Origin of the sequence: Pseudomonas sp. BF-RE-21, assembly GCF_019947305.1 — a bacterium.
Taxonomy (GTDB): Bacteria; Pseudomonadota; Gammaproteobacteria; order Pseudomonadales; family Pseudomonadaceae; genus Aquipseudomonas; species Aquipseudomonas migulae.
In genome coordinates this window covers 1-15296 of record NZ_JAGYGF010000090.1, presented here as the reverse complement: position 1 = coordinate 15296, position 15296 = coordinate 1, and the positions used below count along the sequence as shown (strand labels likewise).

Sequence of the window (15296 nt, the reverse complement as noted above, 5' to 3'; positions counted from 1 at the left end):
AGGGCCCACACAAAACCTGTAGGAGCCCGGCTTGCCGGCTCCTACAAATTGTCGGGGTGTTCGGGATTGAGGGTTCACGCAAAACCTGTAGGAGCCAGCTTGCTGGCGATGGCGTCCGCGAGATCGCCATCGCCGGCAAGCCGGCTCCTACAAATTGTGGGTGTGTTCGGGATTGAGGGTTCACGCAAAACCTGTAGGAGCCCGGCTTGCTGGCGATGGCGTCCGTGAGATTGCTATCGCCAGCAAGCCGGCTCCTACAAATTGTGGGGGTGTTCGGGATTGAGGGTTTACGCAAAACCTGTAGGAGCCAGCTTGCTGGCGATGGCGTCCGTGAGATCGCCATCGCCGGCAAGCCGGCTCCTACAGATTGTGGGGGTGTTCGGGGTTGAGGGTTCACGCAAAACCTGTAGGAGCCAGCTTGCTGGCGATGGCGTCCGTGAGATCGCCATCGCCGGCAAGCCGGCTCCTACAAATTGTGGGTGTGTTCGGGATTGAGGGTTCGCGCAAAACCTGTAGGAGCCGGCTTGCTGGCGATCCAGGCGCTGCGGTGCATCAAGTACGCTGATAACTACAGGGACGGCTCGCCGGCTGGCTCGGCCACTTCCCGGGTCAGAAAGTCGATCAAGGCCCGCGCGGTCGCTGACAATTGGCGATGGGGCGGATAGATCACCGAGAACGGTCGGGAGCGTCCGCCCGACTGTTCAAGCAGCGGCACCAGGCGTCCACTTTGAATGCGCTCGCGGACGATGAAGTCGTAGCTCTGGCAGATCCCCATGCCGTGCTCGGCCAAGGACACAATGCCCAGCACGTCATCGGACACCTGCACATTCGCCTCAGGTATCCACTCCCGATCAACCCCCTCTTCGCGAAACAGCCAAGGCCCGACGCGCCCACTGCTGGGCATCACAAACGGCAGGCAGGCATGCGCCGCCAGTTCGTCGACACTGCGCGGTGTGCCGGCACGTTTCAGGTAGTCCGGCGCTGCGACCAGGCACAAACCCGCGTCCTCCAGCTTGCGTCCGATCAGGCCGCTGTCCGGCAATTGCCCGAGACGAATCGCCAGGTCATACCCTTCCGCCACCAGGTCCACATTGCGATTGCTGATGCTCAACTCGATGCGCACTTGCGGGTACTGCCGGGTAAAGCGGCACAGCAATGGCGGCAACCGGTAATGCCCGTAGGTCGTCGGCACACTCAGTCGCACACGCCCGGTCAACTCGCCTTCCTGCCCCTGGATCGTTCGTTCGGCATCATCGATCAACCCGAACGCCGCGCGGGATTGTTCAAGGTAAAGCAGGCCCGCCTCGGTCAGGCTCAGACGCCGGGTCGTACGCCGCAACAGCTGGACGCCGAGGCGCGCTTCCAGGCGCGAAATCGCCCGGCTGACCACCGACGGCGTGGTCGCCAGAAACACCGCCCCGGCGCTCAACGAGCCCTTTTCCACCACGGTAACGAACACTTCAACGTCCGCGAGATAATCGAATCGACGGGTCACTCTTACCTCCAAAGAACAAGTGCTTTCCTTCGCAGCGAGTTTATCGCCCATACAGGCATGAATATAGTGAATCAACGATCCGGCGACCGCCGATCGATCACCTCACTGTTCGGAAGCTTCCATGCGCCCTATCGCCCGACTCGCCCTCGCCATGACCATTTCCGCGGCTGCCTTCAACGCACAGGCCAGCAATGTCCTGATCGTGCTGTCCGATTCCGATCACCTCGACCTCAAGGACCAGAAGGTTTTCGCCACCGGTTTCTACCTGAACGAACTGATGCAACCGGTGAAACTGCTGCTCGATGCCGGGCACTCGGTCACCTTCGCCACGCCGACCGGCAAGGCGCCGACACTGGACCAATCGTCCAACGACAAGATGTATTTCAACAATGACGTGGCGGCCTTACAGGCGCACAAGGCGTTGCTGGATCAGCTAAAAGTCACTTCAAAAGGCGAGTCGCCGGTCATCAGCCTGGCGCGGGTCGAACAGATCGGCTACGAGCATTTCGATGCCGTCTACGTCCCCGGCGGCCACGCGCCGATGCAAGACCTGCTGCACAGCGCTGCGCTGGGAAAACTGCTGAACAACTTCCATGACAACGGCAAGACCACCGCCCTCGTCTGCCACGGCCCGATTGCCCTGCTGTCGACCCTGGCCGATCCCGTCGCATTCACCCGACAACTCGAAACCGCTGGCAAAGCCTCCACCAAAGGCTGGACCTACGCCGGCTACAAATTCACCGTCATCAGCAATCAGGAAGAGGAATTGGCCAAGGGCTTGTTGAATGGCGGCGCGATGAAGTTCTATCCGCAAACGGCGCTGGAACAAGCGGGCGGCGTCTATCGCAGCAACACCTCGCCGTGGGCCTCCAACGTCGTCATCGACCGCGAACTGGTGACCGGCCAAAACCCAGGTTCCGCGCTGGACGTGGGCAAGGCAATCGTCGAGCGTCTCAAGCCTCGGAGCTAGAGACTGAGTGGTCCCGGAATGGTAAAACTCGTGGCGTTGTTTTTTGTTTGAATGGCCTCGAAAAAGGATCACATCGGTGAAGTCACCCGCCACGCCAGATTCAAGTGTCACAGCCGACTCAGGCCTGCGCCTGCAAACCCGGCTGATCGCGCTGGTGGTGGCGGTGACCTTTTTCATGGAAAACCTCGACGCGACGGTCATCGCCACCGCGCTGCCCACCATGGCCAGCGCATTTGGCATTACGCCGGTCGACATGAACATCGGCATCACCGCCTACATTCTTGCTGTGGCGATCTTCATCCCGCTGTCCAGCTGGATCGCCGACCGCTTTGGTGCGCGAAAAGTGTTTGCCGGCGCAATCATCGTCTTCACCCTCGCCTCGCTCCTGTGCGGGCTCAGCCAGAACATCGAAATGTTCGTTTTCGCCCGCGTGCTCCAGGGCATCGGCGGCGCGCTGATGGTGCCGGTGGGACGCCTGGCCGTGCTGCGCAACACCGACAAAAAAGACCTGGTAAAAATGATCGCGGTGATTACCTGGCCCGGCCTGGTAGCGCCCATTCTCGGGCCAATCGTGGGCGGCCTGATCGTCACCCACGCGTCATGGCCGTGGATCTTTTACGTCAACCTGCCGCTCGGTGCGTTGGCGTTATTTGCCGCACTGTGGCTGGTGCCCGAAGGACGCGAAGAACACGTCCGCCCGTTCGACGGCAAAGGCTTCGCCCTCTTGGCCGGCGCCTGCGCCTCGCTGCTGGGCGGCCTGGAATGGCTAGGCAGCCAACACGGCAACGCCATGTACTCAGGACTCGCGCTAGTGATCGCCGGCATGATCCTCGCCGTGTGGGCCGTGCAGCACTGCCGACATCACACCCACCCGCTCTTGCCGCTCGGCACCGTGTCCATCAACACCTTCCGGGTCAGCCTCTTCGGCGGATCACTCTTTCGCCTGGCCATCAGCGCCTTGCCGTTTTTGCTGCCGCTGCTGTTCCAGGTCGGCTTCGGCTTATCGCCCGTCGACGCCGGCCTGCTGGTGCTCGCGGTGTTCGCCGGCAACCTGGCGATGAAGCCGTTCACCACAGCAATCATGCAGCGTTATGGCTTTCGCCAAGTCCTGCTGGTCAATGGCGTCATCGGCGTGATCTCGATTGTCGCCTGTGTCTTCTTCACCGCACAGACACCCTTCGCCGTGATTGCCGCCGTTCTATTTGTCGGCGGCTTGTCGCGATCCATGCAATTCACCTGCTACAACTCCATCGGCTTTGCCGACGTACCCAAGGCGCGCATGAGCGAAGCGTCGGCGTTATTCAGCATGTTCTTTCAACTGGCCATGGGGTTGGGGGTGACGGTTGCTGCGTTGTTGTTGCGAGCGTCGATGTCGGTGCAAGGCCATGAGCTACAGGCGCAGGTGGCCGACTTTCGAGTGGCGTTTGTAGGTGTGGCGGTGCTGGGGTTGTTGGCGTTGATTGATGTGATCAGGTTGCCCAAGGATGCGGGGGACAGTGTGTTGAAGCGGGTTTGAACCTGCCTCAAAGCGGCTGAACAGAGACGGCCCATTCGAGCCGCCCCTGTACTTGATTACCCGCGTTTGGGCAATTTCCAGTTGGGTCGGATGAAGTGGCAGGTATAACCGTCGGGAAGCCGTTCGAGGTAATCCTGGTGTTCCGGTTCCGCTTCCCAAAACGGGCCGGCCGGGGTGATTTCGGTGACCACCTTGCCGGGCCAAAGGCCGGAAGCTTCGACGTCGGCCACGGTGTCTTCGGCAACCTCTCTCTGCTCATCGCTGAGGTAGAACAACGCAGATCGGTAGCTCGCGCCGACATCGTTGCCTTGGCGATTTTGGGTGGTCGGGTCATGAATCTGGAAAAAGAACTCGAGAATCTGGCGATAGCTGATTTGTTGCGGATCAAACACGATCTCGATGGCTTCCGCGTGATTGCCGTGGTTGCGATAAGTCGCGTTCGGCACATCGCCTCCCGAGTAACCCACCCGTGTGGACAGCACGCCGGGGTAACGTCGCAGCAAATCCTGCATACCCCAGAAGCAACCACCGGCCAGGATGGCGGTTTCGGTTTGCGTCGTCATGAACGGTCATTCTCCTCAATGAAAGTGGCGCGTTATTGATTACGGATCGGACTGTTGAACGAGTCGGAGCGACTGCCGCACGGGTGTCGACGCAATGATCATAAACCTTAACCGCTACGCCGTAAGCTCGACGTAGCTCGACTCCCCACCGCCCGTCGCGCCCGACAACCAACCCCAAACGAAGGCCAGAGTGGTACGCCCTGCGTGATCAACGCCCACCGTGCCACGAGACCAGCCGGCAAGCATCTCGCCATCCGCCGTCAAACATTGAAAAAGCAGCTCAATCGTATCGGGGCCTGTCACACGCCCGACTTGATGACCGATGCGTATCCGTCCGCCCTGGTAAGTGCTCGAAATGGCATTCCCCTCGACGTGGTAGTGAAACACGGTGCCTGCACCGGACAGCCCTTGAGCGTTATTCGCGACGGTAAACCGGCGATTGTTCAAACGCTCGCTGATTTGAGAAAAGGGGGTTTCCATGAATGTCGCGTCCTTTGGTTGAGAGGTTCCGTTTCTAGGCTTTGAAGATCCTAACTCATTCTTTTCCGAGTGATGAAGACGCAGGGTTGGCGATCTCTGATGCTGTGGCTTCAATCCAAAAACAAAAAAAGCCCTGCCCCGACTAATTGGGGCAGAGCTTCTGTTGGCGCATCACGTTATATCAACGCCCTCGCCTACTCCTGCGGGTCAACCTGATCCAGCACCCGATTCACCGTCAATTCCGCTAACGCAATCATTTGCTGAATGCCCAGCGCCAAATTGCATTTGGGACCTTCGAGTATGAACGCCAGCTCACTGGCCATAACGCTTGCAGAAGCGAGTGTTTCGCAGGCGTGAACCAGGAGGGTTTCGTTATTGACGTTGGGGGCGATGGTGAAAATGGGGTTGGGACGGCGCTCGGCCTCGGCGGGTTTGCGGGGTGGGGATTCGGAATCGACTTCTGTGTAGTCATCCGTATCGGGGGGATTCGGGGTTTCTTTGATCATTGTGGAGCCTCTATGAAGTGGACCTCTCCAAATTTGCTACCACGCAAAATAAGGAGACGGCTGTACACAGGGTGGTAGACCGGTCATAGAAACCCGGCAGGCCGAAGCCTCCCATGCACAGCCGCCACAAAGCAGCCAGCACAAAAAAACGCCCTGAGGCGTTCTGGGTCTATGAAATAACCGGGCTACCACACCCGTTCGCTGAATTGGCAGCGACGGGTGAAGGTTAGCGAGGAGTGTTCCGAAGAGCAAGTGCATTGGCCCGTTGAAAATCCCTGAGGGCCGATGCAAGTCCTCTGCTCCTATCGGCAAGAAAGTGTGTAAACGCTGCAATCCGTTTCGATCTTCAAAGCAAAAAAGGCGACCTAGCCCATTTAACAAAGATGGAGTCGCGGACTAGCGAGCTATTCATCAAGGCCGAACCGCAGTAGTCCTCCATCGACACGATCTCTAGGTAATCGCCCACCGCATTCGAGGTCGAGCCATGCTGTGACAACGGAACGAACGAACTCTCGTGCCTCCGTTAAAGTCATCAAGTCATCTTGCTTAAGGCTCGTATCCCGCTTTGACGCACCATGGCGGCCTGACAAGCGATTGTTCGCTGCCATCTTGAATCCATCCAGTGGCCGCCGTTCCGCAATGCCACTTCTCGTCAGCTTATCAAGCGTCGTTCCCCGATGCCCCGCGATATCTTCGAGCAAGCGATAGTAATCAGCCCAAGAAGGCTGGCCAGCGATAACTGTGGCCGCGTATGCGGCAAGCGGATTGTTTCTCATGAAGTCGACACGGCTATGCATTAGTTGGTGAATCAAATCATGTCGGTTGGTACTAATGCATCGAGTAGGCCGGTTTATATTGGCGGATCCAAAGGTCGCGCAGCCAGAGGATGTGGCCCCCTCCCATGACACAGAGACTGGTATAACGGGATCATAATTACTGTCCGCGAGAACGGCATAACCGTTAAGTGCCGCAAGAATTTCACTCGCAACCCACTCCATTTCTTGCGGCCCTTTTACCTCGATCAGAGACAAACAACCGTCGCCCGTCAGGAATGTGTCTCGACAGTCTGCGTTTTGAACACGATCGAGCAGTCCGTCTTTCACGCCGGTCAGCTTGGTCACAATGTGGAAACTAGGATGCGCACCCTTAGGAAAAAGCAAGCTGAGTGCGTACAGATCATCGACGTGACCATCAAGGACGATGTTAACTGTAGTTGTAGTCATCTGACGCTCCTTAGGTTCCAGATCTCAATTGTTGGCAGCTAGCTTGGCCATCCAAGGTGGCTTCGTTCCAGGGGGCTCGCCTCCTATCCAGTCTTCGATTGTATGTAAATATCCGGCGACATCGTGTTAGGAAGTACATGACAATTTCCGGCCGAAAACCACCTTGCTGTATACAGCATCGACCGGTTGAATCCACAGCCAAATGCGGACAGTCACCAATCAGCAATAGGCCCTTGAGAGCGGGGTGCAAAAATAAATTTGACCTCAAATATTGTAGGTGTAAGGTGTTACCTTACACATTACAGATTGACGGTAGCTCAATGAGTAATCAGCTGATTCCATCCCATCCCGGCGTCTACGTTCGTGAGAATATCCTCAACCCAAGAAGCTTAACCGTGACTGACGCGGCGAAGCTGATTGGGATCAGCCGTCCCGGCTTATCGAATTTTCTTAATGGGAAGGTTTCGGCAACGGCAGACATGGCTTCCCGCTTGGAGCGTGCTTTCGGCGTGTCAGCTAAAACGATTCTTGATTTGCAAACCGCATTTGAGGCGCGGGCGGGGATGGCATCGGATACCGCTGAAAAGGTCCGTACGTACGTACCTCCATTTTTGAGCGTGCAAGCTAATCAACTTGCGAATTGGTTTGCCACCACCATTCAAGCACGCACTAAATTTTCAGTTCTGTTGCGCACGTTGATTCATTCGACAGCACGTGATCTGGAAAAAGTTGATTTTCCCGGCAACGACGATGCTGAGCGCCCAGGGTGGGATGGTCTTTTAGAGGCCAATGTCGGTACACCATGGGTACCCTTCGGTGTGTCTGGATGGGAGTTCGGTGTAACAGAAGACATTAAAGGAAAGGCGGACGACGACTTTGCCAAAAGCGTACGGGCAAACGTGAAGAATCGAGAAAGCATTACTTTTGTCTTTGTTACTCCTCGCCGGTGGCCGAGCAAAGCAGCTTGGATCGCAGCAATGAAGGCGAAAGAACTATGGAAGGATGTCCGCGCCTATGACTCCAGCGATCTTGAGCAGTGGATAGAGCAGTCTCCAGCTGCGCAGGTTTGGTTTGCGAACCAGGTGGAACTCCCCTCTGAAGGCGCCAGAACTCTTGCACGATGCTGGACCGATTGGGCGAATGTTACGGAGCCGCCACTTCATCCCCTTCTCTTCGCTACAGCCAAAGATGTTTGGTATGGCCGGATCAAATCCTTCTTTGAGAAGGATAGCTCTAGTCCGCTGGTTATCGCAGCAGACTCCGTCGAAGAGGCGCTTGCTTTCCTAAGTCAAGTACTTGCTACTCCTGAACTCCAGTGTTTCCAAGACCGCGTACTCGTCTTTGACAGGCCTGGAGTTCTACCAAAGCTAGCCCAAGGAGCTACCGATTTCATTGCTGTCGCTCACACGCGTGATGTGGAACGAGAGTTTGGTCCATTTACCGCTTCGCTTCGAACGATAGTGATCTATCCCCGCAATGCCATTAATGGCAAGCCTGATATCGTTTTAGAACCGCTTGGGCACGAGGCTTTCACGAAGGCGCTGGAAGCGATGACTAAAACCCGAGACCAAATTAGGGAATTAACGAACGCCTCTGGTCGTTCTTTGACGGTGCTTCGGCGCCAACTCTGTAACAACCAAGCAGTCCGTGCACCCGTTTGGGCTTCTGATCACGAAACTTCATCCGGACTGATACCACTTGTGCTGATTGGTGCTTGGGATACGCTGAACGAGGCTGATCGAACCGCCCTATCTCGCATGGCGGGAGAGATTAAGTTCGAGGTGCTTGAAAAGCGCGTTGTTGACCTGTTGCGGCTTAATGATTCACCGGTTTGGTCCATAGGTGGGTATCGTGGGGTTGTTTCAAAAATCGACTCTCTGTTCGCAATCTCCGGTTCGATCACAGAAAGTGATCTAGAACGGTTTCTGCGCGTAGCGAAGTTGGTTTTAGAAGAAGATGATCCGGCGCTCGACCTGCCTGAAGAAGATCGTTGGGCTGCAGCCGTTCAGGGAAAGCGTCGTGAGTTCTCAGGGGCTGTACGTGAAGGTATTTCTGAATCTCTAGTTTTACTTGCCGTGCATGGCAAAAATCTTTTCGGAAGTCGTCTCGGCTTCAACGGCGAGTATGAAGCGGCGAAGTTAGTGCGCGAGCTCCTTGAGCCTATCAACACTAGGAAACTGGAAGCGAACGATCGAGATCTGCCACTTTATGCAGAGGCAGCTCCGGATGAGTTTTTGAGTATCATTGACCGCGATTTACGTACCTCGAACTCCCAAGTGATAGGTTTGCTGAGACCCGTTAACTCCGGATTTTTTGGTTCAGCGTGTCCACGGACTGGATTGTTGTGGGCGCTCGAGGGGCTGGCCTGGAATCCGTCCACATTTCCTCGGGTGATTAAGATCCTTGGTCGACTCGCCGAGGTTGAGATTAAGGATAATTGGTCGAATAAACCGATCGGATCCCTTAGTTCTATCTTTCGCGCTTGGATGCCTCAAACAGCAGCGGATATTGAGATGCGCCTTAAGGCAGTCCGCATGCTTTTGGACAAACATCCCGCAATAGGCTGGAAAGTTTGCCTACAGCAGTTTGGCGATTTTGGTGATCGCGTCGGACACTACAACCATAAGCCGAAATGGCGCCAGGATGGCTATGGCCATGGTGAGCCTTTTAAAACTTGGGAACAAATTCACGCGTTTGTTAGAGAAACGGTAGCGTTGGCACTTTGCCGTACATCCTACACTGCCGAAATGTTGTGTGATTTGGTCTCTAGATTGCGCTCACTCGCAAGCGACGATCAGGGGCGGGTTTGGGGGATTATTGAAGAATGGCACGACAACGGCGCCACCGATGAGGACATTGCGAAGGTCCGCGAAAAAATCCGTATCACCGTCCTTTCTCGCCGAGGTCTCAATAAGATTGAGAAGAAAGGTCAAGTAAATTTTACAGAAAGAGCTAAAGCCGTCTATACCGCCATGCAGCCCCAAGACATCGTCAACAAGCATGAGTGGTTGTTTCGGCAGGGATGGGTGCACGAATCAGCGGATGAGCTAGAGGAAGAAGGGATGGATTTTCAGGCTCGCGAGCGACGTATCGAAAAGCTTCGCTTCGAAGCCCTGGCAGACATCGTGCGAGAAAAAGGTCTCCTCGGCATTTTTTCACTTTCTAAAAAAGGTAACTCTCAACGACAAATAGGCTCTCTTTTAGTGTCCGGAATACTCCACGGCGAACAAGTCGAAGAGATGATCCTTCAGTGCCTACGTTCTACTTCGGATGACTCGGGTCGGGATGGCATACTTTCCGGAGCGCTATGGCGTTTGGGGGGCGATCAAGTGAAGGCGATCTATACCGACCTACAAGAAAAAATCACAACGGATGAAGCGCTCTCTATCTTGCTTCTCTCGCCGTATCGCGCTTCGACTTGGGGACTTGTTTCAGAACTTCCGGCAGACGTGCGCGATCGTTATTGGGACGAGGTGACTCCACAATATATTTTCGATTCAGTCGAAGATAACAACGAAAGCGTTCGCCGCTTGATAGCCGCTGGGCGCCCTATAGCAGCCTTTGCTTCAATTCATTTTAAGCTTGAAGATATACGCCCAAATCTTCTTGTTCACATGCTTTCTGCCATGGCTTACGGAGGACATGATAAGCCTGGTGAGTTCCAGCTAAGCGATTACGACCTTCAGCGTGCGTTTGAATTACTCAATAACAACGCGGATGTATCAGCGGAGGAAAAAGCTGGGCTTGAGTTTGCTTACCTCGATGTTCTAGCGCGCTCCTTCCGGGGAGGCGATGGGCATCAGATTCCAAATTTAGAACGCTACATCGAAGAACATCCTGAAATGTTCGTACAAGCGGTAGTTTGGGCGTACAAACGTAAAGATCGTGGGGAAGATCCTCCAGAGTTTCGAGTTGACGGAGACCGTGAGTATCTAGCGACACGCGGATATAGGCTCCTTGATGCTTTAGAACGCATTCCAGGTCAGGATAAGGAAACGTTAGAGGAGCAAGGTCAAAAGCTCTTGGATTGGATATCAGCAGTCAGATCATCTTGCGCTGATTTAGATCGAGGAGATATCGCTGACGTTTGTATTGGCAAGCTTCTCTCTCACGCCTCTTCCGGTAAGGATGGAATTTGGCCGAATGAAGTTGTTCGCGATGTGATGGAGGACTTGCAGTCTGAGGATGTCGCCAGTGGTGCGCATACGGGGCTTTACAATGCGCGTGGGGCTCATTGGCGTGGTGAGGGCGGCAATCAGGAGCGGGAGCTTGCGGATAAATATCGCAGTTGGGCCGACGCTTTGCAGTTTACCCATCCCTTTGTATCGTCATCCCTTCTGATGGGAATGGTCAAAACGTATGAGCGAGAGGCAGAACGTCAGGATACGGAGGAGGGAATTCGACGTCGGTTAAGGCATTAAGAAAGCAAAGAATTCTCTCTGATTACCCTGTTGTGCCGGGCGTTTGGGCAGGTGCTGAATACAGAACGCGTTTCTGGGCCGACAGTCTTTCTACTGCCCGAAGCTGTCTGCTCAATGTCTGCTTCTGGCCAATCTCTGCCTGTCACGACAGGCCGTTATCGCCCCATAGCGGCCCTTCACGGCAGTGTTTTTTTGGCAGTGAGTTGAGTAGCGCTAGCTGCTTCATAGCTGGCATCATTTAGAGACCAATTGCCGTTGCGAGGAATCAGCATTGTCGAATAAATCAGCCAGGCAGAAGCTAGGAAAAATCTTACATCATTGGGCACCGCCGGTGTTCTGCACTTTCCTGGCGTACTACCTCGGGAAAGGGGCGTTAGACGGGGTTGGTGCAACTATAGACGAGGCCTGGGCATCAATTGGAGGATGGGCTACAGATCCTATCTTATTCCCACGGTGGTTTGTTCTCTCAGGGACGGTTAGCGTCCTAGGTGGGGGGATTTTTCTTTGGATCAAGCAATACCAGCGTGTCAAGGCGCTGAGCAAGAGCCATGAGGAGATGCTTGAAGGTATGGCCGACGCATTTAACAAGGCTGCTAAAGACCTTGATCAGCTATGATCCTACGTTAGCCATCCGCTTACGATAACTCCAATCTAGATCCGCTACAGATTGGTAAGCGACAGCAATCGCCTAGTGTCCGTTTCTGGCCCAGAGTGTGTAAAAAACGCATTCGTCATTTTGAAGCCTGAGTTGCAATTTAAAATCTACCAGCGCTCGCTCAGTCAACGGACCTACAATTTGCGAAGGAACACGATTTTCTGACTGTTTTCGTCCTTAGCTGCCGGTCATAAACGTTTTGACACAGCCTCGGCCGATAGCCGCCCTGCACGAGCGACCGCTCTACGTTCCAGTTTCCCCCTCAAACACTAAACCGCAAACACAAAAAAGCCCACTCGACTGTCACCGATCAAGTGGGCTTTCCGATTACGCTTCTACTTACACAGCCATATCGCTAGTAGTATTAGCCTTTGGCGCTTCAGCCTTGTAGGAAAGGGACGGATTTATTTCCGAAAGAATCAATCCGGCCCCTTTTTTCCGCGTTTGTTTCGTGTCGTCCTTTTGTCGTCCCATTTTTTACCTACAAAACTCGGGACCATTCAGTTTTGGCTTCAGCGTCATCAGGTCAAAACAAGGCTACTTAAATGCTTGGTTCAGTGCATCAAACAAAGAAGCAAACCGTTCAATGACTGGGGCTGGAATTCTCTCTGGCGGAGCCGAAGCAAACGCCAACGCCACAGCGTAGTGGTTATAGCCTGGGCTCGGCCGGACCTTTATTGCCTCCGCAGCTAGGTACTTCTCGATCCTTTGGACAACCCGATCACCCTGCGGCAGATTGTCCTCCGTTAGCATCGCCCCCTTCAGTTCCTTGGCAAACACTTGATTGAAAAAACTAAGGTAAGTCGGAACGTCGAGCAGGTCTTCAAGATCTGACGCGGTTGTAGACGTGCCAACCGATGACAAATCCCTGAACTGAGAGAAGTTAAATACCTGTTTCTTATTTAACAGTTTTTGCTGAACCAGAGATTCGAGTTTTTGATCAGGCTTCCCATTGTAGTCGTGCAACACAGCAAACTTGAGCCCGTTACCATTGAGCAGAGAGATGAAGGTTGCAACGTTGCTCAATCCACCCACCGGGACAATGGTGATAACGGAATTTAGCCCTTTACCTCCGCTTTCCTCCACCGCCCTAGACATTGATTGAAGAAGTGCTAGCTCTGAAACTCCTTCAACCAATAGGTTTTGCTTCGCAATGAATAAATTCTGAGCGATGTTCCAGCCAAGCGCAGCCTGTAAAGGGAAAATAGTTTTCGGATCAGAGCTTGATAGGTTATCGGAGATGACGGTGCCAACATTGGGCTTGTCTTCGACAACTCTTACCTGATGCAGACGATCAGAATTGATCATGAAAGGAGAGTGCGTCGTGTAAATAACCTGGTGCGTTTCCGCCAGGCTGTCGATGTAATGAAGGAAATCCGTCTGTGCTAGCGCGTGCAGCGCCAGTGCAGGCTCATCGAGTAGTAGAACCAGTTGCGTGTTGGAAGTGGCACCTACAGGCTTTAGCTGATCCTGAACACTGTCGAACCATACCAAAAAGCTGAAGAACCAAATGAACCCACGACTACGTTGGTCGAACGGTGTAGATACTCCCCGGTGCCGTCTGTTTCGAATACGTAGGTAAAGGTTCGGACCATCATTGAACGGAGCGGCATCCTTGACGTCCTCCCGGATATCCACTTCAACTTCCAGATCTTCATTTTGCCGCCAGAATTTCAAGACTTGGTCGGTCAAGTTAATGGACACCGACTCGATTTGCGCCTTCAAGTCCTCGTATGACTTAGCACCACTCGAAAAATCCTCAAGACGCACATCTGCCATGCGAAGTAGAGCCAGCACCGCTTGATGCTTTGGCTCGATCTGTTTGTGCGCGTTTTGAGGATCTTGCATCGCTGCCGCAAGACGTGCGGCTAGATTCTTGAGGTTCAGCTTGCCTGGGAGGAGGTCATAATCGCTGAAATACAAAAAACCCGGTACTTTATCGCTAAGAATCTGCCATGCCTCATGCTGACATACACTCGACCAATTCTTGGGCAATGCACTAACGCGGGCTTCCAGCTTCGCCAACATTGCCTTATCGGCCTCGCCGAGCTCACTGATTTCTTTCAGAAGGTTGAGCACGTTGGACAGCGAAGTGGCCTTGCCGAAGGCAGTGATCACCGCCGTAGAAAGTCCAGCAGTAGCAGCGAGCTTCTGTAGGACAGATTTCTCGGGAATGGTAATACCCACCTCCTTCGTATTGTCGTATCTGTGCGAGACAGTGAACTCAAACCCTTTCTCAAGTGAGCAGCCTATCTGAGAGTTGAGGGCATTAACCTCTTCATCGCTCAAGCGGTAGCTAAGCACTACTGCGTCATCAGGCTGCTCTTCGTGGCGCCGCTTATAGACCGTGAGATTTTTTCGAGGGTAGTCATCTGTGAGGTTGAATTTCTCAGTGCTCAAGGCATCTTTAGTCTTGTGCAGAGCCTTCAGAAAAACAGTTTTTCCTGCTTCATTCATTCCCACTAGTACGGTCACTTGAGGGTCAATTTCAACTATTTGCGGATCGTTAATAGATCGAAAAGGTCCCACTTTTGCGGATATTAGCTGCATGCACACTGATCCTTGTCTGTTTCGGCATAGATATGACTGAAAGGTAAGCGAAAAGCCATCATGCCGTCCATGCCTTGGACAGTCGTTGAACCTCACGATCCGACGCATGCCAATTCAACCTCGGTCGCCCATGAACTCCTTAACTTATTGGACTGCTGCTCTTGGTTAAAAATGCCGGTAAGGCGAAGGGCCGCTTTTGGCTGTGGATTCAACCGGTCGACGCAACAGATTGGCTAAATAGTTCAGCGGGCGTTTCGTAGTTTAGTGTTTTCCGAGGACGGTTATTCACTGGTGCAGTTTTTCCTGCCTGGCTGGCGAAGCGACCTTGTCCTTGAACACTTTCTGCAGCACGGTCAGCATGATCGGTGCAGCCGTCGACTGTACGACTGGTCACCAATAGCGCTGGTTTTTTGCATGTCATCGCTGGCGAAAAACTCTCCGTACCACCTCCATGGATAGCGTTCGAGGGTTACAACGCTTTATGGTGGGGAGGCCATATGCAAGGCGCACAGGGTTACTACAACGACAACTACTTCCTCCCCTTCTTCACTCAATTGAGTGACACAGAAAGACAGGCGTATTAAGCAAAATTTGAAGCTACAGACGAGTGGATCAAGGCCTTGGAGCTCATGTATGACAATGAGTGAATGGGTCTACTCAGGTCTGCTTCGAAGCCCAATGCGGGCTTCTACGCATATCACGACAAAGCAACAATCATTCTTTTAACAAACTATCCGCAATTGTCCCCGAAAAAACTGCCTCTACCGGCCCAATAAGAAACACCGCCCCCACCCCATCCCATTGAACCGTGACACTCCCACCATCACATTCAACCTCAACAGTATCGTCCAACAACCCCCGACGAATCCCATTAACCGCAGCGCCACAACAGCACGAACCTGAACCCAGCGGAATAC

The 15296-nt window shown here is 53.8% G+C and carries 10 protein-coding genes and 2 pseudogenes; 4 read left to right on the top strand and 8 right to left on the bottom strand.

The features are described from left to right. Positions 1–568: 568 nt before the first annotated feature. Positions 569–1495, bottom strand: coding sequence for a LysR family transcriptional regulator (locus KGB25_RS29665; protein ID WP_223437908.1), 927 nt, complete (start codon positions 1493–1495; stop codon positions 569–571). Between the two features lie 121 nt (positions 1496–1616). Here KGB25_RS29665 and KGB25_RS29660 point away from each other — a divergent pair, with 121 nt between their 5' ends. Together KGB25_RS29660 and KGB25_RS29655 are read left to right on the top strand one after the other, a co-directional pair. Then, positions 1617–2465, top strand: coding sequence for a type 1 glutamine amidotransferase domain-containing protein (locus KGB25_RS29660; protein WP_223437906.1), 849 nt, complete (start codon positions 1617–1619; stop codon positions 2463–2465). Positions 2466–2541: 76 nt separating this feature from the next. After that, positions 2542–3981, top strand: coding sequence for a DHA2 family efflux MFS transporter permease subunit (locus KGB25_RS29655; protein ID WP_223437904.1), 1440 nt, complete (start codon positions 2542–2544; stop codon positions 3979–3981). 56 nt (positions 3982–4037) lie between these two features. Here KGB25_RS29655 and msrA read toward each other — a convergent pair whose 3' ends face one another. The 4 genes from msrA to KGB25_RS29635 form a co-directional block, all read right to left on the bottom strand. Next, positions 4038–4544, bottom strand: coding sequence for a peptide-methionine (S)-S-oxide reductase MsrA (msrA, locus tag KGB25_RS29650; protein ID WP_192228409.1), 507 nt, complete (start codon positions 4542–4544; stop codon positions 4038–4040). Between the two features lie 114 nt (positions 4545–4658). Beyond that, the gene (locus KGB25_RS29645) at positions 4659–5024 is read right to left on the bottom strand and encodes a hypothetical protein (protein WP_223437902.1); all 366 of its coding nucleotides are present in this window, start codon (positions 5022–5024) and stop codon (positions 4659–4661) included. A gap of 194 nt (positions 5025–5218) precedes the next feature. After that, a complete protein-coding gene (locus KGB25_RS29640) occupies positions 5219–5530 on the bottom strand; it encodes a DUF6124 family protein (protein ID WP_223437900.1) in 312 nt (103 codons plus the stop codon). A gap of 404 nt (positions 5531–5934) precedes the next feature. Beyond that, positions 5935–6753: a hypothetical protein gene (locus KGB25_RS29635; protein WP_223437898.1), complete on the bottom strand. Its 819-nt coding sequence runs from the start codon at positions 6751–6753 to the stop codon at positions 5935–5937. 320 nt (positions 6754–7073) lie between these two features. Between KGB25_RS29635 and KGB25_RS29630 the strand changes: the two genes are divergently transcribed. Together KGB25_RS29630 and KGB25_RS29625 are read left to right on the top strand one after the other, a co-directional pair. Continuing rightward, the gene (locus KGB25_RS29630; protein WP_223437896.1) at positions 7074–11174 is read left to right on the top strand and encodes a HigA family addiction module antitoxin; all 4101 of its coding nucleotides are present in this window, start codon (positions 7074–7076) and stop codon (positions 11172–11174) included. 271 nt (positions 11175–11445) lie between these two features. After that, on the top strand, positions 11446–11790 hold the full coding sequence (locus tag KGB25_RS29625; protein ID WP_223437894.1) for a hypothetical protein: 345 nt from the start codon (positions 11446–11448) through the stop codon (positions 11788–11790). 576 nt (positions 11791–12366) lie between these two features. On the opposite strand, the gene KGB25_RS29620 is transcribed toward KGB25_RS29625, so the two are convergent. The 3 genes and pseudogenes from KGB25_RS29620 to KGB25_RS29615 form a co-directional block, all read right to left on the bottom strand. Next, positions 12367–14379 carry an AAA family ATPase gene (locus tag KGB25_RS29620; protein ID WP_223437892.1) on the bottom strand — a complete coding sequence of 671 codons (2013 nt, stop codon included), beginning with the start codon at positions 14377–14379 and terminating at the stop codon, positions 12367–12369. 288 nt (positions 14380–14667) lie between these two features. Then, positions 14668–14757, bottom strand: a pseudogene (locus KGB25_RS30755) (hypothetical protein); the annotation flags it as partial. 336 nt (positions 14758–15093) lie between these two features. After that, positions 15094–15296, bottom strand: a pseudogene (locus KGB25_RS29615) (diaminopimelate epimerase); the annotation flags it as partial.